This is a genomic window from Photobacterium makurazakiensis (genome assembly GCF_050336715.1).
Classification (GTDB): Bacteria; Pseudomonadota; Gammaproteobacteria; order Enterobacterales; family Vibrionaceae; genus Photobacterium; species Photobacterium makurazakiensis.
In genome coordinates, this window is sequence record NZ_JAKJSJ010000020.1 from 91,266 (window position 1) to 114,505 (window position 23,240).

The window sequence follows — 23,240 nt, forward strand, 5'->3', positions numbered from 1 at the left end:
CAATAAATTAATAATATGATTTCATATCACAAGCTAGTAATCACTGACGTTATAGCAAGCTCATCGTAAATACAATCAAACACAGTGAGCTTTGCGATGTTGCGCATAGGCTAGAATAAAATGTGCTACATGATCGTAACATTTAACCGCAAGTGCCTGGTTGTAGAAAATTCAAAATAATGCATATATCACAATATTTATTCATTCTGAGCCTCTATAATGGTGATACAAGCACCAGTTTACTTGAACACTGTTTGCTAGTGGTCAAAAGGTTATGCCAAAATACAGCACCTCGTCCTGTACATGAAATTTACTTATGCGAAATTCAGATAAACAAGAACGCCTTGTTAAAGCATTCAAAGCGATCCTAAAAGAAGAGAAGTTCAGCTCTCAAGGCGAGATCGTCGACGCTTTGAAGGCTCAGGGCTTCGATAACATCAACCAATCTAAGGTATCACGTATGCTCACCAAATTTGGTGCCGTACGTACCCGTAATGCCAAAATGGAAATGGTGTACTGCTTACCTATTGAACTTGGTGTTCCAACCACCAGCAGTCCATTGAAAGAACTCGTAATGGAAATAGGCTACAACAGTGCACTTGTTGTGATCCATACAGGGCCTGGCGCTGCACAGGTTATCGCTCGCCTACTTGATTCTTTAGGTAAAGCTGAAGGGATCTTAGGTGTAGTGGCTGGTGATGACACCATTTTCATCACCCCAACGAATACGATTTCTACAGAGGAACTATTCGACTCTGTATGCGATCTATTTGATTACAGTAAGTAAACTCACCTCTTCTTACTTCTCGATACTGGGCAGGAACCACCTTTTTCCGACCATCCTGCCTGGTATTAATGAGAGTTACATCACAATCAAGCAAACTTTTATCGATAAGATAATCCCTCTGCAAATCATTGATAGTTTTATATAATTATTCTTAATTATTATACTGTCAGCTCCAATTTCCACTTATAAAACTCAAAAAACCATTAACATAATTTTAATTTCATTCTCCTATTTTGCTATCATCTTGATGATTTAGATGTGTAATACCCAAGGTATATGCCTTTTCCATCGATGGAAAAACTCCTTAACGGGAATAACAATAATTAGGAAGGGACAAACATGGCATTGAAACAATTCATCACAATGAGTGCGCTTGCAGCAGCAGTTATGACAACTGGTATGGCTAGTGCGCAAGCTCAGAGTTTTATTACTATTGGTACAGGTTCTGTAACTGGCGTTTACTACCCAACAGGTGGTGCTATTTGCCGACTCGTCAATGCTGATCGCAAAGAACATAATGTTCGCTGTTCAGTAGAGTCAACAGGCGGCTCTATCTACAACGTAAATACCATGCGTGCAGGTGAACTTGATTTTGGTATTGTGCAATCAGATTGGCAGTACCACGGCTACAACGGTACCAGCAAATTTGAAGAGCAGGGTCCATATAAGAAATTACGCGCAGTATTCTCACTTCACACCGAACCATTCAACATTATTGCCCGTACCGATGCTGGTATTAACGGTGTTGAAGACCTAAAAGGTAAACGTGTCAATATCGGTAACCCAGGCTCTGGCGACCGTGCAACCATGGGTGTTGTCATGGACGCGATGGGTTGGACAAACAAAGACTTTAAACTCACTTCTGAGCTAAAGGGTTCTGAACGTTCTCAAGCTTTGTGTGATAACAAAATTGATGCCTTTGTATATGTTGTTGGCCATCCAAACGGTTCAATCAAAGAAGCAACAACGTCTTGTGATGCTAAGCTGATCTCAGCAACAGGCCCAGCTATCGATAAAATCGTCGAAGATAACCCTTATTATGCAAAAAGCACTGTTCCAGGTGGTATGTATAAAGGCACAGTCGATGACGTAAATAGCTTCGGTGTTGCGGCAACTCTTGTTTCGTCAACCGATGTTTCAGATGATGTTGTATACGCGCTTGTAAAATCCGTATTTGAAAATTTTGATACGTTTAAACGTCTACACCCTGCCTTCGCTAACTTGAAGCCAGAGGACATGGTCAAAGAAGGCCTATCAATCCCACTTCACCCAGGTGCAGTAAAATACTACAAAGAAGCTGGCTACTTATAATCTAGCCCAGACTCACCATGGCATTTTTGCCATTTATGCGCCGCTCATGCGGCGCATATTGTTTTGATTAGCCCAGATTTAACACAATTATTTTTAATACCTAGACCATCAAAAAAGGATTATGCATGGCGAAGACAACCCAATCGTCGACTGATGTGCAAGATATGGTGGCTCAGGCTGATACAGGGGCAAGAAGCCCTGCAGGACTGTCTGGTCGTATCTTGTGGTTCGTTCCACTGTGCTGGTCACTGTTCCAGCTTTGGTATGCATCACCATTACCATTTATCTTTAATTTTGGCGTACTAAATGACACCGAGGCGCGCTCAATTCACCTCGCTTTTGCCATTTTCTTAGCCTTTACCGCTTACCCAGCCCTCAAGCGCTCACCAAGAGATCGGATCCCGGCCGCTGACTGGATCCTGGCTCTCGCTGGCAGCTTTTCATCAGCGTATATCTACTTATTCTATACCGAGCTTGCAGGTCGTTCAGGAGCGCCAACCCAACCCGACATTATCGTCGCAGCCATTGGTATGCTACTGCTACTTGAAGCAACCCGTCGTGCACTGGGTCCACCATTGATGGTCGTAGCTGCAGTATTTCTACTGTACACGTTCGGCGGCCCACACATGCCGGATGTTATTGCCCACAAAGGAGCAAGCCTCAATAAGGCAATGTCCCACTTATGGCTAACAACCGAAGGGGTATTTGGGATAGCTGTCGGGGTTTCAACCTCATTTGTTTTCCTATTTGTCCTGTTTGGCGCAATGCTCGATCGTGCAGGTGCTGGTGCTTATTTTATTAAAGTCGCTTTTTCACTACTCGGACATATGCGTGGCGGTCCAGCGAAAGCTGCTGTCGTAGCATCTGGCTTATCTGGTTTAGTCTCTGGCTCGTCGATTGCGAACGTTGTAACAACAGGTACCTTTACCATTCCACTGATGAAAAAAGTGGGCTTTCCAGGCACCAAAGCTGGCGCTGTTGAAGTCGCGGCGTCGACCAATGGTCAGCTAACCCCTCCAATTATGGGAGCGGCAGCGTTTTTGATGGTTGAATACGTCGGTATTTCTTATGTTGAAGTGATAAAAGCAGCATTGCTTCCAGCACTGATTTCATATATCGCACTGATCTATATTGTTCACCTTGAAGCTTGTAAAGCCGGTATGTCTGGCCTTAAACGCCGCTATAAACCTACGATTTCTCAAAGTTTCTTCTCATTTGCGACCACTGTTGTCGGCCTAATCGTAATGAGCGCGATTGTTTATTACGGTATTGGTTGGACTAAAGGTGTATTTGGTGCGGCAGCAACACCAATGATCGCAGTATTAATCTTGATTGCCTATGTCGCTCTCGTGAAATACTCCGCTAATTATCAAGATCATACGCTTGAAGATCCAAATGCCGAGATCACTGAAGTACCCGACCCAGGCCCGACCGTGAAGTCAGGACTTTACTTCCTGCTGCCAATTGTCGTGCTGGTATGGTGCCTCACTGTTGAGCGTTTCTCTCCAGGCCTCTCTGCATTCTGGGCAACCGTCTTCATGATTTTCATTTTATTAACTCAGCGTCCACTATTAGCGCTATTTAATAAAGAAAAGACATTGCCAGATGCAGCATTGGAAGGCGTTCATGACTTACTGGAAAGTTTAGTCTCCGGTGCCCGTAATATGATTGGCATTGGTGTTGCTACAGCTGCAGCAGGGATCGTGGTTGGCGTTGTGACACTGACAGGGATCGGCCTTGTCATGACCGAGTTTGTAGAGTTTATCTCCGGTGGTAACATCATACTGATGTTGTTATTTACCGCTTTAATTAGCTTGATCCTCGGTATGGGTCTACCAACAACGGCAAACTACATCGTCGTTTCAACCCTAATGGCACCCGTTATCGTTACACTTGGCGCACAAAATGGGCTTATTATCCCATTAATTGCAGTCCACCTCTTTGTGTTTTACTTTGGTATTCTGGCTGATGACACCCCGCCTGTTGGGCTTGCAGCATTCGCCGCGGCCGCTATAGCTAAAAGTGATCCGATCCGTACTGGTATTCAAGGCTTTACTTATGATATCCGTACTGCCATTTTGCCGTTCATGTTTATCTTTAATACCCAATTATTATTGATGAATATCGATTCTTGGTGGCACCTAACACTAACGGTGTTATCCGCCATTATTGCCATGCTGACCTTCTCAGCTGCAACACAGGGTTGGTGGTTCACTAAAACAAAATGGTGGGAGGTTATCGCCTTACTGCTTATCACCTTTACGCTATTCCGGCCTGGTTTCTGGTGGGATATGGTTTATCCAGCCAAGCACGAAATGCCTGGTACCTTCATTACCGAAGCTGCAGGTAAGCTTAATATCGGCCAACCGCTAGAGCTTCAAGTCAGTGGCGAAACTCTTGAAGGTAAGTGGGTATCAAAGCATGTGCTACTCCCATTTGATGAAACCGCAGTAACCCCAGAAGAGCGAATTAGTTCCATGGGCTTAATGCTTCGCCAAGATGACACGAAAATGATCGTCGACATGATTGAATTTGGTAGCTCTGCAGAAGCAGCTGGTATCGACTTCGATTGGGAGATCACAACGGTTAGCTTACCTGCAATAAGGCCAATGAAAGAGTGGGTGTTTGTGCCTACGTTGTTAATATTAGGTGCGATCGGAGCTAATCAGCGCCGCCGAGCAAAACAGCTAGGTCATGCTTAATTGGCATTGATAGGATGATCCCTCTCAAAATGGGATCATCCTTACTGATGTACACTATAGGAAGTAACTATCCCATTTGGTAAAGAGATACACTATGTATAAGCAGATATTGGTTCCTGTCGATTTAAATGAGCAAGGCTTTGCAGATAAAGCGGTTGAACTTGCGGTATGGCACGCCAAACATTCAAATGCCACTATCCACTTGCTCAACGTGTTACCGGGGATCCATATGGCAATGGTTTCAAGCTATTTCCCCAAAGATGCTGCACGCAAAATGATGCAAGATGCTCAAAAGCAGCTAAAGGCATTTGCTGAAAATTACATTCCAGCAGAAATAGTTCATCATCAATATGTTTCTGAAGGAAAAACGTGGACCACGATTTTAGATCATGCCGAACGTGTCGGCGCAGATCTTATTATTATGCCAAGTCATAAGCGCTCTAAAATCGATAAGGTCATGCTTGGCTCAGTCGCAGCTAAAGTGGTAGAAAACTCTCCAATCAACGTGTTAGTGCTGAAACCACAAGAGCATTTAAGTGAATAAAAGAAGCCCGCAATGTTTGCGGGCTTCTTTTTGTTTGTTTAAATGATTCAATTAAAAATCATTGCCTATGGTCATACCCCCATCGCGGAACAAGCCCTTGCTCTACGCCAAGGTGATCGAGTATGCGCGCCACCATAAAATCGACTAAGTCTTCAATACTGGTTGGTTGGTGATAAAACCCCGGCGCCGCAGGCATAATCGTTACCCCCATCTTTGACAACTTAAGCATGTTCTCTAGGTGTAATGTTGAAAAAGGGGTTTCACGAACGACCATTAACAACTGGCCTCGCTCTTTCATCACGACATCAGCTGCACGTTCAAGTAAATTATCTGACATACCGTGTGCAACTGAAGCCAATGTACCGGCCGAACATGGGCAGACTACCATCGTTTGGGGTGCAGCAGATCCTGATGCAACAGGCGAAAACCAGTCTTCCTTACCACACACTTCAAGTCGTTCAGTCCCACAGCTTAAGTGCTTACATAGCGCAGCTTTCGCGGCCTCTGATCCCGATGGTAACTTCAAGCCATGTTCAGTTGCTAACACAACTCTTGCTGCAGAGGAGATCAGTAGATACACGTGATAGTCTGCTGCTAGCAAGCATTCGAGCAAACGTAACCCATACGGCGCACCAGATGCCCCCGTCCAAGCTAAAGTGATCCGTTTATCGTGCATTTTATTTCTCGTTTGCATTGGAGAGTGCCGTCAGTAGTTTGTTATGGATCCCACCGAAACCACCATTACTCATGACCAGAATATTGTCGCCCGGACGAGCTGAAGCAACAATACGCTCAACCAATACATCTAAATCAGCCTCGGTATAAGCGGGTTGATGGCAAAGCTCCGCAATTTCATCGACAGACCACGGAATCGTGTCTGGTTGATAAATATAAACCTCATCAGCAGCTTGAAGCGCTGGCGCAAGTTCAAGCTTATGCACACCAAGCTTCATGGTATTCGACCGAGGCTCTAAAACAGCCAGAATACGCTGTTCACCCACCTTGGCACGTAACCCCTCCAAAGTAAGCTCTACTGCTGTTGGGTGATGAGCAAAATCGTCATACACACGTATACCTTGCTGCTCACCTTTAAGTTCTAAACGGCGTTTAGTATTAATAAACTTACCCAACGCCTCACAAGCCAGATCTGGAGTAACTCCAACATGCCTTGCAGCAGCAATGGCCATTAGCGCATTCTGAACATTATGCTCACCAATGAGATCCCAGTTAACGGTACCTACTTTTACTTTCTCAAAGTAAACATCAAAACAACCACCAGCCTCATCTTGCTTCTTCGCTTGCCAATGGCCATCTTCACCGCTGTATTCCAGCTCACTCCAGCATCCCATCGCTAGAGTTTCATCTATCGCAGTAACACCTTTCGGTGCAAAAATTCGGCCATTACCAGGAACGGTACGGACCAAATGATGGAATTGACGCTGAATCGCTTTCAAATCATCAAAAATATCTGCGTGATCGAACTCAAGATTGTTCATTACGAGCGTTCTTGGTCGATAATGAACAAACTTAGAACGTTTATCGAAAAAAGCACTATCGTATTCGTCCGCTTCGACGACAAAGAACATACTTTCACCTAACCGCGCGGAAACACCGAAGTTTCCGAGCACCCCCCCGACAAGAAATCCGGGCTGGTAACCGCAATATTCCAAGACCCAAGCCAGCATACTGGCAGTGGTAGTCTTACCATGAGTCCCCGCAACCGCAAGCACCCACCGGTCATGCAATAAAATTTCCTGTAGCCACTGTGGTCCAGAGGTATAGCGCAGATTGTTATTAAGCACATACTCCACACAGGGGTTTCCGCGACTCATTGCATTACCAACAACGACAAGATCGGGAGCAGGATTCAGTTGAGAAGGATCATATCCTTGTATTATTTCAATACCTTGCGATTCAAGCAAAGTACTCATCGGCGGATAAACATTGGCATCGCAACCGGTCACTTTATGGCCAAGCTGACGCGCAAGCACAGCTGCACCGCCCATAAATGTGCCGCAAATACCTAAAATATGAATATGCATAGCTGTCGACTCACAGGTAAATGATGATAACTTCACGCAAATGCGTTACTTCAGTACCATAAAAAAGATCTTTATATACAATTCTTTATACAGAAATAGACCACACACTATAAACATAGGCGAAAAGCCTACACAGGTATATCAATTGTCCGTTAGAGACATTGTACCTGACTTAACTACCCCCGATGACAACTTGATGCAAGGATTGTATATGTCCGATATTAGAACCCTTGGTGAGTTCATTGTCGAGAAACAAACTGACTTCCCCCATGCGAGTGGTGAACTATCTTCACTACTTGGCTCAATTAAACTTGCAGCTCAAATCGTCAACCGTGAAATCAACAAAGCAGGATTAGTTGATATTACCGGTGCGATTGGTGGTGAGAATATTCAAGGTGAAGAACAGCAAAAGCTCGACGTTTACGCCAACGATAAATTTAAAGCAGCCTTAGAAGCACGCGACCAAGTGTGTGGCGTAGCCAGTGAAGAAGAAGACGAAGCCGTTGCCTTCGACAGAGAACTTAACCGCAACTCAAAATACGTTGTGTTAATGGATCCACTAGATGGTTCTTCAAACATCGACGTAAACGTTTCCGTTGGTACCATCTTCTCAATTTACCGCCGTGTGTCACCAGCAGGTACCCCAGCAGTAGAAGAAGACTTCTTGCAGCCCGGCAACCGTCAAATTGCTGCAGGTTATATCATTTATGGTTCATCAACCATGCTGGTATATACAACCGGTAACGGTGTACACGGCTTCACTTATGACCCTTCAATTGGTGTGTTCTGTCTTTCTCACGAAAATATGACGATTCCACAAGATGGAAAGATCTACTCAATTAATGAAGGTAATTACATTCGCTTCCCGATGGGTGTGAAAAAGTACATCAAATATTGTCAGGAAAGTGTGCCAGAGGATAACCGTCCTTATACCTCACGCTATATTGGCTCGCTTGTGTCCGATTTCCACCGCAACTTATTGAAGGGCGGAATTTACCTGTACCCAAGTACGGCAACTCACCCTAACGGTAAACTACGCTTATTATATGAATGCAACCCTATGGCATTTATCATGGAGCAAGCTGGAGGGATTGCATCTGATGGTGCGAATCGCATCATGGACATTAAACCAACAGAGCTTCACCAACGCGTACCGTTCTTCGTCGGATCAACTAATATGGTCCACAAAGTCGAAGCGTTTATCAAAGAGTTCCCCGAGCAACACTAATCTAACCGCTGACAGGCTGCATTTGCAGCCTGTTTCTTTTCGCATCATGTAATAATGCCAAGCCTGCCGATAATTATATCGTTGTTAATTGTTGCTATTAGACAAAGAAATGGCGATGTTGCTATTATAATTTCAACATCACCAACAATTAGTTAACTTAACAAAAGGAAGAGATCATGAGCCTGAATCAGGTACCTGCCGGAAAGGACATCCCAGAAGATATCTATGTAGTCATTGAAATCCCAGCAAATGCTGACCCAATAAAATATGAAGTAGATAAAGATACTGGCGCTATTTTTGTTGATCGCTTTATGTCGACCCCCATGTTCTACCCATGTAACTACGGCTACGTAAACCACACACTCTCTCTCGATGGCGACCCTGTTGATGTGTTAGTACCAACCCCTCACCCACTTGTACCTGGATCAGTCATTCGTTGTCGCCCTGTAGGCGTACTCAAAATGTCTGATGAGTCAGGCGAAGATGCTAAAGTTGTTGCCGTTCCTCACAGTAAGCTGAGCAAAGAGTATGATCATATCAATGATGTGGATGATCTACCTGAGTTATTAAAAGCACAAATCACACACTTCTTTGAGCGTTATAAAGAGCTTGAAGCGGGTAAGTGGGTAAAAGTCGATGGCTGGGAAGATGCTGCTGCAGCGAAAGAAGAGATCCTAGAGTCGTTTAAACGCGCTCAAGAGCAATAACAGATTAAAAGGTTGCTGATGCATATCAGCGACCTTACCCTTTAGTCTCATCATCGTAAGTGAAGAAGGCAAGTAAAATGCGACGACGTATCATCACGACATTATCAGCGCTTATTTTCGTGCTTTCCGCTGCAACACAAGCAGAAACAGTAACACCTGAACAATTTTGGCAGCAGCACAAAAGTGTACAAAAAGGTAAGCCGTTACTTATTGATGTCCGCACCAATGAAGAATTTATTGCTGGTCACTTACCCAACGCAATTAACATTCCTTATGATCAAATAGACCGTCTATCGACGATTGCGGCAGATAAAAGTCAAGTGATCTTTCTCTACTGCCGCTCAGGGCGACGTTCGGCCATTGCTGAAAGCTCTGTGCTTAAACAAGGCTACGAGCATGTGTATAACGGAGAAAGCTATGAGGCACTATTACAAGCATTACCACGCAATTTACAGCCTCAATAATCGCTTACAGCTCCCTTAAGCACCAATCCCCTTGCTTAATCACCGGGAAATTTGCCACGGGATAATTATAAACATATACCCAAGCTTGACCAAAGGCCGTCTTGACAAGCACCCGAGAGTATAAGACAGGATACTCTTCAAGCAGGTCGAGTTCGCCCATCACGTCATCAGACACCTCATAGACCTCGCCAGTAATAGGCATGGAAGGCGTCGCTGATATAATTGCGGGGTAATCACCTAAGTTATATAACCGATAGCCATTATTCACTTGGCATCGCCCTAGATAAATTTCCCGTACCAGCAAGTGATGGTTATTCTCCCCCTTTCTCAAGGTGCCATACACAAATACTTTTCCCATGTACCCTCAGCTTGTCACTCGGCAGGCGACATATCACCCAAAATTGTCATATGCACCTACCTGAGATCCCATGGTTTTAATTAAACTCAAACTGGTAAAGTAAATCCACTGCACTATCAAGCCCAGAAACGACTTCAACATATAGATCTTTCATTAAACGATAACGAACCGTAAATTCACCGATCGAGTCAAATATCCCGACACCGTACTTTACTTGTAGGCCCGGTGCGATATAGCCACTGATCGTTACCTGAGACTCACTGCCAGAACCCGCAGTATCAAGTGCCAAGTCTTGTACACCAAAGGCTTCACCAACATTACCCACCAGCTGCCCACTTTGTGCTAAGCCCATACTGATCAAAGCCGTTGTCATGGCATCACCACTATCACCAGATTCACTATCAAGATCTTTGCCTCGTAGGATATACGACAAAGCATTTTGCTGTGGCATAGATGGATCCGAAAATATATCAATCCGAGGCTCGTCCGCAGGGCCTGTTACCCTGATCCCTGCAATCACATCATCTTCGATATTTTCAGGGTCCCGAATAGCTTCAATTGACAGATAAGGCTGATCAGCAGGGCCATTAAACAAAATCTGTCCTTTTCGGATCACCAGCTCTTGTGCAAATGAGCGATAGGTACCGTCTGTTAAGTTAATTTCACCGTATACCAATGGACCCTTATTGTTCTGACGAACATTTAACTCTCCAATCAGGCCTGATTTCAAGCCAAATGCAGAGAGTTGAACATCATCCCCCACCTTGACCAACACATTCGTTTTTACTGCGAAAGGCACAACAGGATCTTTATCTATCGGCTGTAGATCATCGGTTAGCAATACCTCATCACTCGAAACGGATACCGCTGATTCTGGTAACTGATCAACCGTAATGCGTCCCCATGGAATACCAATACTACCTGTTATTTCAGCAAGCTTAGGTGAAGCTTTAATGGTTAAATCAGGTGATACTTTAAGAGCAATCATCGGCGGAACACTCACCTGAAGCTCGCGACCATTAACCCTTAACTGGCTTTCCCAGTTGGCTAAATCCTGCCAGTCAGCACTGCCCTTGAGTGCCAGTTTGCCATCAGGGGTAACTACATCACCGTGCAACTGTGCCGAATAACCACTGAACGTTGCTGTAATATCTGCTTTCTCAATATCAACAGGAACGGTGCGGCCAATTGCTTCAACATTCATGACTTTCAATACCCCATTCACTTTGGGGTGCATCACAGGGCCTGACATCGATAGATTAGCATCCACTTGTCCATCAAACTGGTGGTAGTCTCTTAGCAGTGGTTGTAAAAATCCCAACATGAAGCTGTCAATTTTGAGGTTAGCTTCCAGCTGCTGATCACTCGTTAGCTGAGTTACGGTAGCCCGACCAGAAAGGTCACCATTGTCTTTAACTGCAATCAGCCAATCGGCATTGAGCGTATCCTGCTTCATTTCTGCATTCAGTGTCACGCTATCCCAACCCATGCTAATCGCAGGTTCATCAGCCTCAAGTTGCTGAGTAACAGAGCCTGAGGGCAATCGAACATTTGCTTTTACATAAGGCGCAGATTCAGGCGCCCAAGTCGCTTCAGCATTTGCACCTATCTCGCCGTTCAATTCCACGTTTTCAGGTAGATAAGGAGCAACTAAGTCAAAATCAAAATGATTAATAGCGACCTTGGCATGACCTGATGCGCCCGCTTCAAGATTTTCCGTCAAACACAGCGATGCGTTGTTTTGCTGCCAACAATGTGCCGCCACATTAGCCAATTGGGTCTTGAGGTTATAGCCCAATGCCGTAGGACGACTCAGCCGCCAAGGACCGATCTCTGTTGCAATCTCACCATGCTCCAACTTGCCTTGCCAGCCTTGCTGGCGATCCAATGCACCAGCTAAGCGTAGAGAAGTGCTCACAGGCGTTGCATCCATATCAAGTTCAAGTTGATGCTGGCTCTCTGTTCCATTGAATAGTAATGAAAGCTGGTTAAGCTCAACACTGCCAGCTTTTCCTTTCGAAGCGAATAATGAAATATCTGCATTGAGGGTTGGTACAGGCTGAACCTTACCCTTAACAATTAAACTCTCTAATGAAGCGACATCTTGCCAACCCAAGGTTTGGCCAACAAGGTCGACCTGCAAGTTCGGCTCAGCCATTTTCCCGCTCAGAGCTACATCCCCAGCAACACTGCCGCGAAGTCCAGGTACCGATTGTGATAAATCTGGCGCGTTAATTTTAGCTGTCATATCCCATGTTTTAGCCAGCCGCCCCTCTGCCTTCAGGCTATTGGGGCCATGTCGCACAGAGAGGCCTTGAGTATTTAGCTCAATATCTCCTTTGCCGGCTAAATCTTTAGCTGTTAATTGGCCATCGAGATCCAAAGGCTGCTTCATCACAGTGCCATCAACATCCAACATTGGCAGTTCAACATACCAACCACCAGACGCAGTCAGGCCACCAGATGTTTTTAGCTTGCCGTTTACATTGCCTTGGACATCAGGCCATTCAAGCTCTGGCTGGATCTGTGTAAACGCCAACTCACCCTGCCAGTTAACCAGCTCTTTCCAATTAGCCTTGGCCTTACCTGTTACTTTCCCTCCCAGCGTTTTAAGTTCCAAACGGCTTAAATCAACTTGTGTTGTACTACCACTTCCGACTAAATCAGCTCCAACCGCTGGCATTGGTTTACCATCAATGTCACTTTTAGCTGAGAAGATAAATTTATCGAGATCACCTTTTGCATCAATTTGAGTCTCGGCAAGAACAAATTCTGCCTCTTGATCGAGCGGCCATTGAATATGCTGACTACGCAAGTTTAAATCAAAAGGTAAGGTCGATTTCAATGGCGATATTTGTCCTGCTAACACCGCATCCAGCGTGCCTTTTAAACTGGCATCAAGAATTAATTCATCCAAACTTCCCGTCACATTTAGTGCTAATTGATGACCACTAAGCGGGGGCATCGCAATATCAAGCCCTGCATCGAGAGACAGTGGATAGTTCTTAGTCAAACTGATTATGCCATTGGCATCCAACTTTGCCTGAGGAATATCCAATTCAAGTTTCGTTAATGCTATGTCACTGCCAGTCGCTGTTGCCACCAGCTCTAACTTCTCAACTGTTTGTGGGGCATCACCTTTTAGCTCAAACCCTGTTACGGTAAATCGCTGCACATCGATAGATAAAGGGAGCACAATGGTAGGTAGCACGATATCGGAGCTATCACTAGCTTCAGTTGACTCTGTCTCTGCTACGGGCTCTTCTTCCGATGCTGCCAGCATTAACGTAATACCCTGCCAATCTGTTGGTTTCAGAGTCAAGTTTCCGCTATTCATTTCAGCTGCAGTTGTAAAACGCTGCCAAGCAATTTTATTACCCAATATATCTAAATCGATATTATTAAGGGCAAGCTGCTCAAGCCTTATGGGTAAAGGAAGAGCAATCTCCGTTGTCGGCTCTGACGGCGCAGACTCAGTTTCAACGGAACTGTCAGGCAGAGTCGGTAAAGATAAAGTCACCCCATCAACGGTCAGTGCCGAAATACAGATAGCAGGCTCCAGCAAACACTTATCATCAATCACCAAATTAAGAGATTGAACCGATAATGCGGTACTGCCGTCATCATAAGAAACCTGAGCAAGAGAAAAACCAGACAACAAACTTCCAGAACTCTTTCCAACAGATAATGCAGGTAATGCTTTTTGCGCCCCCCATAAGGCCACTTTCACGCCTGCAGGGGTATACAATAAAGCAGCTATCGCGATAACAAGAATAACGAATAAAGCCAATAAGACTAATGTAATACGCTTTATCCAAATCATATCTCTGGCCCTAAAATAAAGTGAATTTGGAACTTGTCATCTTCCTTATCAAGCCCCCACGCAAAGTCTAAACGGATCGGACCAACGGGTGATGCCCATCGAACACCGACCCCCGCACCGCTCAGCCATGTAGGTGTATCTATCCATGCAGAGCCATAGTCATAAAAAACAGCACCCCACCAATCACCATATACTCGGTACTGATACTCAAGCGTTGATGTCAACATGTACTGACCACCACGACGCAGGCCATCACTGTCTCTTGGTGCGATAGACTGGTAGCTGTAACCACGCAAACTATTATCCCCGCCCACAAAAAAACGCATAGAAGGGGGAATATCTTCAAGCTTATCGGCAATCACAGCACCACCATCTAACCGAAATAAACCGCGATGATTGTCTTGATAGCTTCTTATCCATGCGGAACGTCCTCTGAAGCGGGCTAATCGCGTATCGGAACCTAGAGCAGGGTCTGAATACTCAATAGATATAAGCTGTTTATCCCCCCATGTCGGCATTGCACCTCCACGCACCCGGGTTTTTTCATAACTAATCCCTGGGAGCACCATTGCTAGCACGCCAGATTCTTGTTTACCCTGCTTATAGTCTTCATATAACAAACGTAACGAGGCGACCCGCTTCCAGCCAGACTCCAACCGCCAATGCCGTTCTAAGCCAAGGTTATATTCAGTACTCACAGTGTCATGGTTATCAACATAACGAATACCACCAACAACTTGGTAATAGTCATTAAGTACATCATCCAAGGGGATTTTATATGCCGCTTCAATTTTAGGTTGGAGTTTAGAGAGTTCTGCTTTCACATTTAGGCTATGCCCTGCACTGTTAAGCCAAGGCTTACGCCAATTAAGCTTCAGGTTCATCCCTACATCCGTCGAGTAACCAATACCCGTTTCTACCTGATTTTTTACCTGAGGGGATACGACAACATTTATTGGTACATTGTCATCTTCAAGGTTCGCGACATCTCCGCCCACAAAAAGAGAAGAAAACCAGCCAACGCCCGATAAGCGCTGATTAAACTCACCTAATGTCGAAGCAAGGTATGGGTCACCTTCATCGTATGGAATTAACGACTGAAGGCGGTCGAGTTCAATTTGACTCCCTTCAAACGTTGTTTCACCAAAGTTATAACGCTGTCCAGCAGCAAACTCTATTGTGATAAAGGCTTCATTACGGCTAGGGGCAACTTCCAATTTGCTACTTTTTAACTCGGCATCAAAATAGCCTTTTCTTAGAGCTAAGCTACTCAATGATGATTTTAATGATTCATATTTACCGTGGTTAAGTGTTTTCCCCAGCCCTAACCCACTATTTCTGATTAATGAAATAAAATCAGGATCACTCTGAGCCATCCCCGTTAATCGAAGGTTACTCTTCGCTATAACGGTTTTAGGTCCAGGGTCGACGTTAACGACTAGCCTTTCATCGTTACCATCGACTTGGCTTTCATAGGTTATAATAGGGTTGTAGCGCCCCAACGCCTTTAAACCATTGCGAATTTCGCCTTCAAGCTGCTCTCTAAATCGTAATGATGTGCTGTATTCTTTTTTAGGGATCGCAGAAACGTAAGCATCAACATTATCTTCCAAACTTCCTTTAAGGCCTTTAATCGTTAGCGACGTTTCGGCGTATACATCCAATGTTGCCGAGAGTGCAAGTACGGCAAGGCTGCACCGTAAAATTATTTTTTTCATTCTTATTTTTACTTCATCAATAAGAGCATGATTGATATTCATCTTTGAGCATTTCTTAATTCTGACAAAGCTCGGCCATAACTGCCAACATTTTGACTTTAAAAAGTAATGAAGTTGAATCTCTTTCCCGTTTCCTCTACCTTGAAAAAAAGACAGCATTATTAAGGACGTCAAGATGCCTAACAGTAAAAGTACACTACCCAATGCAGATTCCGCGTTAATTGGTAGAGCAACACCCATTATCCCGTCAGTGTTACATGCCATAAACAACACCCCACTTAATGACATGATCCCAGATGGGTTTGAGGAAATCATGTTTGGTATGGGCTGTTTTTGGGGAGCCGAACGACTTTTTTGGCAACAGCCAGGGGTATACAGCACTGCAGTTGGTTATAGTGGAGGCTTCACTCCAAACCCAAGCTACGAAGAAGTGTGCAGTGGTAAAACAGGGCATACGGAGGTTGTTAGGGTTATTTATAATCCTATCGAACTCTCGATTTCGAAGCTTCTAACGCTCTTTTGGGAAAACCACAACCCAACTCAAGGGATGCGCCAAGGTAATGACCAAGGAACTCAATACCGATCGGCTATTTATACTTTCACCGAAGAGCAGTCTCAAGCGGCAAAGAAAAGTCAACTCAGCTATCAATCCGCTCTACAAAACCGTGTGATTACAACTGAAATTGCAGATGCTGGTACATTCTACTTCGCTGAAGATTACCACCAACAATATTTAGCTAAAAACCCAGGAGGATACTGTGGTCTTGGTGGTACAGGCATCTGTATGCCTCCTGAGCCAGAATAAATCAGCTGATTTCTGCAAGGTGCTGAATTTCTCGATTAACTTCTCCAAGAACGTTCAGCGCTTTCTTATCTTGCCTTTTCGGTGGCAATAAGCGCCCACAGTCAAATTCATAAGCACCAACACCCATAATAAACAAACGACCTCGAAAGTAACTTTTTACATAACGAGCAATTTGATTCGGTCGGTATTGTTTAAATATTCTCAGCATAATTCCCTCTCAATCAGTCTTAGTACAGACCGCTATCACAGCGAATGGTTTCAATAAAAAGCACCAAAAAGTAAAAGCAATTTTCTTGCCACCTTTGTTCTTTAATGTCAAAGGCTAGATAAAATCTCTATCGCACCTTGAATAGCCTTTTTAAAGTAGCTTTTTTCACTATCTGTGTGATGGAACTCAAAAACTAACAACTGGTTTAACCAGTCTGCATTACTTATTCTAAGATAATGGAACCTCAATAATTTCTGGAATAAAGACGATGAATAAGAAGCCTGCAATTGCTTTACTTGCTGCACTATTGCCAACATTTACGATGGCGCACAACCTAGCGGTTGGTGAATCGCTGCCATCAGTATCTGTTGCTGATAAGGGTGAAATATTGGTTCAGGATGATAAAATCGCTTACCAAGAGTGGAGCAGCAGCCAGTTAGCTGGCAAGGTGCGTATTATCCAGGCCATTGCTGGCCGTAGTGCTGCAAAAGCAATGAATGCCGATCTTATGGCTGCTATCACAGACGCCGATTTCCCAGAAGGTATGTACCAAACAACCACCATCATTAATCAAGATGATGCAATGTGGGGCACAGGAGGCTTTGTTAAATCATCAGCAGAAGACAGCAAGCGTGATTTCTCATGGTCTTCAATGGTGCTTGATGGAAATGGGAAAGTACATGGGGCTTGGGAGCTAACCGCTGAAAACTCCGCAATCATTGTGCTTGATAAAGAGAGTAACGTACTCTTTGTTAAAGAAGGAAAGTTAACTAATGACGAGATCCAAGAAGCCCTCAATTTAGTCAAAAATAACCTCTAGCAAAGTAAATTATTACACGTTCCTTAACTAAGTCATGACCCATACAGCAAACTAATGTTATATTATAACATCTTTGGGTCATGATATTTGTGTGCGATTTTGAGACAGGATATTTTTCATAAATCTATACCTCTACTCCTAGGGCTTCTTATTGGTCTAATGATCATCATTGGCCCCGTATCAGCATTACACAAACTAGAAGCAGTTAAACCTCATCATCACACTGAAAGCTGCTTAACATGCCACGTTCTTCACGCTGCGGTAGTACCAACACTTCAGCATTTTGCTTTACAGCACCCATATTATCCGATCAGCGTTTTATTATCCGATTCCTTAGTACATGCGCTAAGATCTCGGCCTAATGCACGAGCGCCTCCCAAGCTCCAATAATACGAATACAGAGCTAACTATTTCTATTTATTGGAGCCAAAAATGAAAAGTGTCAAATCGCAACTTTATATCGCAACTATCGCCTCTTTATTTGCAAGTTCAGTTTTTGCTGAACAAACTTTCCGCCAACATGACGCACATGTACACGGGGTTGTTGAACTCAATATTGCTCAAGAAGACAATCAACTTTTGCTCGAAATAACAGCACCAGGATCAGATGTTGTTGGTTTTGAGCATTCACCACAATCTGAAGAGCAGCACCAAATGCTCAATCAAGCAGTAACACAACTTGAAGCCGCTGATACGCTATTTATTTTCCCAGATAACGCCCAATGCCAATTAAAAGAAGCATCCGTTAATGAAACATTAAGCCATGAACATGAGCATGAGCATGAGCATGAGCATGAGCATGAGCATGAGCATGAGCATGAGCAACATGATAGCCACCACGATCATAAGCACGGAGAATTTACAGCTCTATATAGTTTTAGCTGTAATAACATCAATGATCTAAATAGCATCGAAGTCCGCTGGTTCACACACTTTCCTGCAACACAAAGCATTACAGTAAACGCCATCACAGAAACGCAGCAGTTGGCTGTTAAATTACTACCCAATAATGCGGTATTTACATTCTAACGAATGGAAATTCATGGGGAGCTAGCTCCCCATTTCAGGAAAAACAGATGAATACAATTGAACTTAGTGCCTTAATCTTTCGTTGGCCAAACCAAACAAAAAATCTATTAGATATCCCCTCCTTGACCATCAAAAAAGGAGAAAAAGTATTTATAAAAGGACCAAGTGGCAGTGGTAAATCGAGTTTATTAAGTCTTTTAGCAGGTATATCCCAACCAACAGAAGGTATTGTTGAATTATTACAGCAACCTTTTAGCCAGCTTAAATCGACCCAACGCGATCAATTTAGAGCTGACAATATTGGCTATATTTTCCAAATGTTCAATTTGCTACCGTACTTATCCGTGATTGATAACGTACTCTTACCTTGTCGATTTTCAAAACAGCGAAGTAAACAGATCAATGGTCATTTACATGCCGAAGCAAAGCGCCTGTTATCACAACTCCAACTACCCGACGAGTGCCTACAACGCCCGATTTCTGAACTCAGTATAGGGCAACAACAAAGGGTAGCCGCCGCAAGGGCTCTTATCGGCTCACCTCAATTACTCATTGCTGATGAACCAACCTCCGCACTTGATCATGACAACAGAGAAGCATTTATCAAGCTGTTAATGGACGAATGTAGCCGCACCGATATCACTTTACTCTTCGTCAGTCATGATGAAACACTCGAAGTGCTTTTTGACCGAAGCATTTCTCTCAATAAAATAAATCTAGCGACAAAAGAGGCTAAATAATGGCAATCATTAGACTGGCACTCCAAAGTTTAGCCAATCGAAAAACAACGGCACTTCTTACCTTATTAACCGTCGCGATTTCAGTAACACTGTTATTAGGCGTTGAAAGAGTTAGAACGCAAGCAAAATCAAGCTTCGCCAATACGATCTCAGGCACCGACCTCATCGTCGGATCTCGATCTGGACAAGTAAACCTTCTTCTCTATTCTGTTTTTCGAATAGGTAATGCGACGAATAATATTGATTGGAATAGCTATCAAGATATCAGTAATCATCGCTCTGTAAACTGGGCAATCCCAATCTCACTAGGGGACTCACATCAAGGCTTTCGAGTTATAGGCACAACCCAAGCGTATTTTGACCACTATCAATATGGTAAAAAACAATCATTAGAATTTAGGCAAGGAAGGGCCTTTAATGGCCTCTTTGAAACTGTAATTGGGGCTGATGTTGCCAAAAAGCTTAAATATGCTATCGGTGATGAAATTATTATTGCTCATGGGATTAGCGATAAGGCCTTTAACCGGCACGATAATCTTCCATTCAAAATTACCGGAATACTAGAGCCAACGGGCACACCCGTCGATAAAAGCGTTCATGTCACTCTTGAAGCAATCGAGGCTATACACGTTGGATGGGAAAGCGGGGCAAATTTAGGTGCAACGCCTTCAGTCGAAATGCTAGAGCAATATCAGTTTGAACCCAAACAGATCACAGCATTCATGCTTGGTTTAAATTCAAAAATTCAAACTTTTGCTCTTCAACGATATATTAATACTTATTCAAAAGAGCCACTGAGTGCAATCATGCCAGGAATCGCTCTCCATGAGCTATGGGGTATGATGTCGATAGCAGAGCAAGCCCTTTTAGTCGTTTCAGGTTTCGTCGTCATAGCAGGCTTACTAGGAATGCTGACAAGCTTATTAACAAGTTTGAATGAACGTAGACGCGAAATGGCGATCTTACGTGCAATGGGGGCAAAACCAAGCCATATCTTCTTTTTATTAACAAGTGAGGCCGCAGCTTTAACTGCCCTAGGTATTCTATTTGGTACAGCACTGCTATATAGCCTATTGCTCGTAACTCAACCCTTACTTCAAGAACAATTTGGTTTACTAATTGCGATTACACCGTTAACGTCACATGAGTTAATGCTGCTTGGCCTTGTGCAGCTTTCAGGCATAATTGTAGGAACGGTTCCTGCTATAAGAGCCTATCAACATTCATTATCAGATGGCATGACCATAAAGGTATAAATTGGAATGAAAAAATGGATAATTTTACTTTGTTTCTGGCTCCCCGTTACTAGCTTTGCTAACGAAGTATTGACGCTTGACTGGATCGACCTTGTTCCAAAAGAAGAACGTCAACAGTTCAACCAAAATCAAATGCCAGTTCTTAGCCATGACGGAGAAGCCGCTCAGCAAACACTAATTGGCAAAGTGCGAGAGGAGTTGAATGGCAGTAAGGTTAGAATCCCCGGTTTTGTGATCCCTCTTGAAGGTGATGATAAAGCAATTACAGAGTTCTTGCTCGTGCCATATTTTGGGGCATGTATCCATGTACCACCACCGCCACCAAACCAAATCATTTATGTGAAATACCCTGATGGCGCCCCTATCCAACAACTTTGGGATGTCGTTTACATTATAGGAACACTAAAAACTCAAACTATCAGCCATGAGCTTGCCGAAGTCGGTTACCTAATAGAGGGTAGTGACTTGGAAGAATATGACGATATGTAATCGCGTCGAAAATACCTACCAGTAGTAATGCTACTGGTAGGTATCAAACATTTATATTAAAAATAGTCAGTACTGATGAATCACAACATTAAACAACCTCATTGTTGGTTAGATGACTAATACAACATAGCAATCGTCGCGAGGAAAATAATGAGTAACGATCAAACTGATCTGATAAATACAGACTTCACCGATAAATCATCAAGAGTAGATGGACAAATAAAAACTAACGATGCAACTTACAACTATATCGAGAAAGTTGCTAAGGAGTATGGGGTTAGCTTCCTAATAAACCCAAAAGATGAAAGTAATCTTCACCAGCGTAGTAGAGAGCGCTTAGAAAGCGATCAAAATCGCCAGCAAGATAACTTAGAAAAAATATTTAAACTTGCTAGTGATCATTATAAGGCAATAAAAGCGGCAAAATTCGATCCTGATTGGCTATTCCATTTTATATCAATAGCTAAAAATATTCGTAACCACTCAATGCAGCACTTGTGGGCCAGAATACTAAAGCAAGAATTAACGATACCCAACTCGGTTTCACTTAAAACGCTTGATACTCTTCGTAACATGACACATAAAGAAACACAGATATTCCACCGAGCTTCAATGCTTTCCTGCCAAATCAGTAATGATAGCTGTAAAAAAATAATAACGAGCTTAAAAATAAAACCATCCCTATTGCCCAACCTTTTTTCTACTAAAGTTAAAAAGCTTAGCCTAGGATACTTCCAGCTACCCTACTCCGATGTACTGGTTTTAATGGATTTAGGCTTGTTAATTAAGACTGAACTTGAATCCGGTAGCTTAGAACCAAAAGTAAGCTTTCCCTTTCGCTATCAGCAGTACACATACAACCTCACACCAATACAAAAAGAAATTAGCTTTACCTACTATCGCTTTTCACCTGTAGGAGAAGAACTAGCAGAGCTACTAGGGGAGAAAACCAATGAACCTTTTCGTGAGAGTATACTCGAGTTGATCAATACATATTTCATTGTAGAAGCAAACTAAACAGAGCTTAATTAATCACCCAATAAAATACGCTTACTCGCACTATTACACTTACCAGTGTGATCAATCTCTTGCTGAAATTGCTTAGTTTTTTAAAGCCAGTTTAGCTCACGTGAATAGTTATGAGAGATATCTGCTAACCAACTGAATTTACCCCATATCACGAGATCATTTTCCAAGATCTACCCCATAGTTCGAGATATTACCTTCTTAGCACCTATCGTTGTCCAAACAGAGGAACTAGAAGCGCAGATTGTTCAATGGTTCCCCCCTCTGCCCCCCTGCAATCATACGGTTGTGTACTTGGCCCTGTGGGTTTGCACACTGACGATATAGTGATAGTTTTGACAACACCCGTACCATAAAGTCCGCCCCTATTACCCTAAATTAAATCCAATAGAACAAATACAGTGCTAGATGTTGCACTAATCTATCTTCAGGGATTATAAGGCTTGGAGACATTGGATAGAGAACAACAAAGGGTGATAGAAATATTTTTAAGACTGTGGATTTAATGGGTTGGACGTCAGTAAGAAGAATAGATATAAAGAACCGACTCGTTAGACTCGAGTTTAGTATCAGTGGCAGAAGACTGGGCTGGCATTCAAGCGGGACTCATTTAACCGAAGGATAAACTACAAATATAGAGACGTAATAAAGCCCAAGTCTTTAGGCGGTGTACCTAGTCTTGGGCTATTTGGCCGTAGGCCAAACATTGTTTACTGATACAAAAAAGCCTCAGCATTTCTGCTGAGGCTTTCGAAGAAGTGGCGGAGCGGACGGGACTCGAACCCGCGACCCCCGGCGTGACAGGCCGGTATTCTAACCAACTGAACTACCGCTCCACACGGACATGGATGTTACCATCACATGCGATTTTCATCGTTCAATATGAAAATCTAAATTGGGAGCCTGGCGATGTCCTACTCTCACATGGGGAAACCCCACACTACCATCGGCGCTATTACGTTTCACTACTGAGTTCGGCATGGGATCAGGTGGGTCCATAATGCTATGGTCGCCAAGCAAATTCTGTTTTATTCACTGCCTCAAGGCAGTAAATAGCAATCTGGGAAAATCTGACCAGTTCTCAAACACCATTCAAGTGTTTCGTGGAGTCCATAAAAACCCCTTGGGTGTTGTATGGTTAAGCCTCACGGGCAATTAGTATCAGTTAGCTCAATGCCTCGCA

General features: G+C 43.5%; 20 protein-coding genes, 1 tRNA gene and 1 rRNA gene. 14 read left to right on the forward strand and 8 right to left on the reverse strand.

The window, feature by feature from the left end; genetic code table 11:
* Positions 1 to 316: 316 nt before the first annotated feature.
* The 4 genes from argR to L4D09_RS10345 all read left to right on the forward strand — a co-directional run bounded on the left by argR (position 317) and on the right by L4D09_RS10345 (position 5,344).
* Positions 317 to 787: a transcriptional regulator ArgR gene (gene argR, locus L4D09_RS10330; protein WP_428457422.1), complete on the forward strand. Its 471-nt coding sequence runs from the start codon at positions 317 to 319 to the stop codon at positions 785 to 787.
* Positions 788 to 1,126: 339 nt separating this feature from the next.
* Positions 1,127 to 2,098, forward strand: a complete 972-nt coding sequence (locus L4D09_RS10335) for a TAXI family TRAP transporter solute-binding subunit (protein ID WP_428457423.1) — start codon at positions 1,127 to 1,129, stop codon at positions 2,096 to 2,098.
* A 125-nt stretch (positions 2,099 to 2,223) separates the two neighbouring features.
* Positions 2,224 to 4,800, forward strand: a complete 2,577-nt coding sequence (locus tag L4D09_RS10340) for a TRAP transporter permease (protein WP_428457424.1) — start codon at positions 2,224 to 2,226, stop codon at positions 4,798 to 4,800.
* A gap of 94 nt (positions 4,801 to 4,894) precedes the next feature.
* Positions 4,895 to 5,344: a universal stress protein gene (locus L4D09_RS10345; RefSeq protein WP_428457425.1), complete on the forward strand. Its 450-nt coding sequence runs from the start codon at positions 4,895 to 4,897 to the stop codon at positions 5,342 to 5,344.
* A 58-nt stretch (positions 5,345 to 5,402) separates the two neighbouring features.
* On the opposite strand, the gene L4D09_RS10350 is transcribed toward L4D09_RS10345, so the two are convergent.
* Positions 5,403 to 6,020 carry a flavin prenyltransferase UbiX gene (locus tag L4D09_RS10350; RefSeq protein WP_428457445.1) on the reverse strand — a complete coding sequence of 206 codons (618 nt, stop codon included), beginning with the start codon at positions 6,018 to 6,020 and terminating at the stop codon, positions 5,403 to 5,405.
* 1 nt (position 6,021) lies between these two features.
* Positions 6,022 to 7,386, reverse strand: coding sequence for a UDP-N-acetylmuramate:L-alanyl-gamma-D-glutamyl-meso-diaminopimelate ligase (gene mpl / locus L4D09_RS10355; protein WP_428457426.1), 1,365 nt, complete (start codon positions 7,384 to 7,386; stop codon positions 6,022 to 6,024).
* A gap of 211 nt (positions 7,387 to 7,597) precedes the next feature.
* Here mpl and fbp point away from each other — a divergent pair, with 211 nt between their 5' ends.
* The 3 genes from fbp (at position 7,598) to L4D09_RS10370 (ending at position 9,785) form a co-directional block, all read left to right on the forward strand.
* Positions 7,598 to 8,614, forward strand: coding sequence for a class 1 fructose-bisphosphatase (gene fbp / locus L4D09_RS10360; protein WP_428457427.1), 1,017 nt, complete (start codon positions 7,598 to 7,600; stop codon positions 8,612 to 8,614).
* 176 nt (positions 8,615 to 8,790) lie between these two features.
* The gene (gene ppa, locus L4D09_RS10365) at positions 8,791 to 9,321 is read left to right on the forward strand and encodes an inorganic diphosphatase (protein ID WP_428457428.1); all 531 of its coding nucleotides are present in this window, start codon (positions 8,791 to 8,793) and stop codon (positions 9,319 to 9,321) included.
* 77 nt (positions 9,322 to 9,398) lie between these two features.
* The gene (locus L4D09_RS10370; RefSeq protein ID WP_428457429.1) at positions 9,399 to 9,785 is read left to right on the forward strand and encodes a rhodanese-like domain-containing protein; all 387 of its coding nucleotides are present in this window, start codon (positions 9,399 to 9,401) and stop codon (positions 9,783 to 9,785) included.
* 4 nt (positions 9,786 to 9,789) lie between these two features.
* Here the strand turns inward: L4D09_RS10370 and L4D09_RS10375 are convergent, their stop codons facing one another.
* The 3 genes from L4D09_RS10375 to tamA form a co-directional block, all read right to left on the reverse strand.
* Positions 9,790 to 10,143: a gamma-glutamylcyclotransferase family protein gene (locus tag L4D09_RS10375; protein ID WP_428457430.1), complete on the reverse strand. Its 354-nt coding sequence runs from the start codon at positions 10,141 to 10,143 to the stop codon at positions 9,790 to 9,792.
* 76 nt (positions 10,144 to 10,219) lie between these two features.
* Positions 10,220 to 13,966: an autotransporter assembly complex protein TamB gene (gene tamB / locus L4D09_RS10380; protein ID WP_428457431.1), complete on the reverse strand. Its 3,747-nt coding sequence runs from the start codon at positions 13,964 to 13,966 to the stop codon at positions 10,220 to 10,222.
* Positions 13,963 to 15,684, reverse strand: a complete 1,722-nt coding sequence (gene tamA, locus L4D09_RS10385; protein WP_428457432.1) for an autotransporter assembly complex protein TamA — start codon at positions 15,682 to 15,684, stop codon at positions 13,963 to 13,965. Before tamA ends, tamB begins: the two co-directional genes overlap by 4 nt.
* A 175-nt stretch (positions 15,685 to 15,859) precedes the next feature.
* On the opposite strand from tamA, the gene msrA reads away from it, so the two are divergent.
* Positions 15,860 to 16,489 (forward strand): peptide-methionine (S)-S-oxide reductase MsrA, encoded by a 630-nt coding sequence (msrA, locus tag L4D09_RS10390; RefSeq protein ID WP_428457433.1) that lies wholly within the window; start codon positions 15,860 to 15,862, stop codon positions 16,487 to 16,489.
* Position 16,490: 1 nt separating this feature from the next.
* Here msrA and L4D09_RS10395 read toward each other — a convergent pair whose 3' ends face one another.
* Positions 16,491 to 16,697, reverse strand: coding sequence for a DUF1107 domain-containing protein (locus L4D09_RS10395; protein ID WP_428457434.1), 207 nt, complete (start codon positions 16,695 to 16,697; stop codon positions 16,491 to 16,493).
* A gap of 268 nt (positions 16,698 to 16,965) precedes the next feature.
* Between L4D09_RS10395 and L4D09_RS10400 the strand changes: the two genes are divergently transcribed.
* The 6 genes from L4D09_RS10400 (at position 16,966) to L4D09_RS10425 (ending at position 22,048) form a co-directional block, all read left to right on the forward strand.
* The gene (locus L4D09_RS10400) at positions 16,966 to 17,517 is read left to right on the forward strand and encodes a YtfJ family protein (RefSeq protein WP_428457435.1); all 552 of its coding nucleotides are present in this window, start codon (positions 16,966 to 16,968) and stop codon (positions 17,515 to 17,517) included.
* Positions 17,518 to 17,949: 432 nt separating this feature from the next.
* Positions 17,950 to 18,546: a zinc uptake protein ZrgA gene (gene zrgA, locus L4D09_RS10405; RefSeq protein ID WP_428457436.1), complete on the forward strand. Its 597-nt coding sequence runs from the start codon at positions 17,950 to 17,952 to the stop codon at positions 18,544 to 18,546.
* A gap of 47 nt (positions 18,547 to 18,593) precedes the next feature.
* Positions 18,594 to 19,286 (forward strand): ATP-binding cassette domain-containing protein, encoded by a 693-nt coding sequence (locus L4D09_RS10410; protein WP_428457437.1) that lies wholly within the window; start codon positions 18,594 to 18,596, stop codon positions 19,284 to 19,286.
* A complete protein-coding gene (locus tag L4D09_RS10415; RefSeq protein ID WP_428457438.1) occupies positions 19,286 to 20,542 on the forward strand; it encodes an ABC transporter permease in 1,257 nt (418 codons plus the stop codon). The genes L4D09_RS10410 and L4D09_RS10415 overlap by 1 nt, the downstream gene beginning before the upstream one ends.
* 6 nt (positions 20,543 to 20,548) lie before the next feature.
* On the forward strand, positions 20,549 to 21,031 hold the full coding sequence (locus L4D09_RS10420; RefSeq protein ID WP_428457439.1) for a DUF3299 domain-containing protein: 483 nt from the start codon (positions 20,549 to 20,551) through the stop codon (positions 21,029 to 21,031).
* 150 nt (positions 21,032 to 21,181) lie between these two features.
* Positions 21,182 to 22,048 (forward strand): TIGR03899 family protein, encoded by an 867-nt coding sequence (locus L4D09_RS10425; protein WP_428457440.1) that lies wholly within the window; start codon positions 21,182 to 21,184, stop codon positions 22,046 to 22,048.
* A gap of 768 nt (positions 22,049 to 22,816) precedes the next feature.
* Here the strand turns inward: L4D09_RS10425 and L4D09_RS10430 are convergent.
* Together L4D09_RS10430 and rrf are read right to left on the reverse strand one after the other, a co-directional pair.
* Positions 22,817 to 22,893, reverse strand: a tRNA-Asp gene (locus L4D09_RS10430).
* A 65-nt stretch (positions 22,894 to 22,958) separates the two neighbouring features.
* Positions 22,959 to 23,074 (reverse strand): 5S ribosomal RNA (rrf, locus tag L4D09_RS10435).
* Positions 23,075 to 23,240 lie beyond the last annotated feature (166 nt).

Coding starts and splice junctions, on each gene's coding strand:
- L4D09_RS10395 (WP_428457434.1), bottom strand. CDS start 16,697: ATGCTGAGAATATTTAAACAATACCGACCGAATCAAATTGCTCGTTAT.
- msrA (WP_428457433.1), top strand. CDS start 15,860: ATGCCTAACAGTAAAAGTACACTACCCAATGCAGATTCCGCGTTAATT.
- L4D09_RS10400 (WP_428457435.1), top strand. CDS start 16,966: ATGAATAAGAAGCCTGCAATTGCTTTACTTGCTGCACTATTGCCAACA.
- L4D09_RS10350 (WP_428457445.1), bottom strand. CDS start 6,020: ATGCACGATAAACGGATCACTTTAGCTTGGACGGGGGCATCTGGTGCG.
- L4D09_RS10370 (WP_428457429.1), top strand. CDS start 9,399: ATGCGACGACGTATCATCACGACATTATCAGCGCTTATTTTCGTGCTT.
- argR (WP_428457422.1), top strand. CDS start 317: ATGCGAAATTCAGATAAACAAGAACGCCTTGTTAAAGCATTCAAAGCG.
- L4D09_RS10375 (WP_428457430.1), bottom strand. CDS start 10,143: ATGGGAAAAGTATTTGTGTATGGCACCTTGAGAAAGGGGGAGAATAAC.
- L4D09_RS10345 (WP_428457425.1), top strand. CDS start 4,895: ATGTATAAGCAGATATTGGTTCCTGTCGATTTAAATGAGCAAGGCTTT.
- L4D09_RS10420 (WP_428457439.1), top strand. CDS start 20,549: ATGAAAAAATGGATAATTTTACTTTGTTTCTGGCTCCCCGTTACTAGC.
- ppa (WP_428457428.1), top strand. CDS start 8,791: ATGAGCCTGAATCAGGTACCTGCCGGAAAGGACATCCCAGAAGATATC.
- L4D09_RS10340 (WP_428457424.1), top strand. CDS start 2,224: ATGGCGAAGACAACCCAATCGTCGACTGATGTGCAAGATATGGTGGCT.
- L4D09_RS10415 (WP_428457438.1), top strand. CDS start 19,286: ATGGCAATCATTAGACTGGCACTCCAAAGTTTAGCCAATCGAAAAACA.
- fbp (WP_428457427.1), top strand. CDS start 7,598: ATGTCCGATATTAGAACCCTTGGTGAGTTCATTGTCGAGAAACAAACT.
- L4D09_RS10410 (WP_428457437.1), top strand. CDS start 18,594: ATGAATACAATTGAACTTAGTGCCTTAATCTTTCGTTGGCCAAACCAA.
- mpl (WP_428457426.1), bottom strand. CDS start 7,386: ATGCATATTCATATTTTAGGTATTTGCGGCACATTTATGGGCGGTGCA.
- L4D09_RS10335 (WP_428457423.1), top strand. CDS start 1,127: ATGGCATTGAAACAATTCATCACAATGAGTGCGCTTGCAGCAGCAGTT.
- zrgA (WP_428457436.1), top strand. CDS start 17,950: ATGAAAAGTGTCAAATCGCAACTTTATATCGCAACTATCGCCTCTTTA.
- L4D09_RS10425 (WP_428457440.1), top strand. CDS start 21,182: ATGAGTAACGATCAAACTGATCTGATAAATACAGACTTCACCGATAAA.
- tamA (WP_428457432.1), bottom strand. CDS start 15,684: ATGAAAAAAATAATTTTACGGTGCAGCCTTGCCGTACTTGCACTCTCG.
- tamB (WP_428457431.1), bottom strand. CDS start 13,966: ATGATTTGGATAAAGCGTATTACATTAGTCTTATTGGCTTTATTCGTT.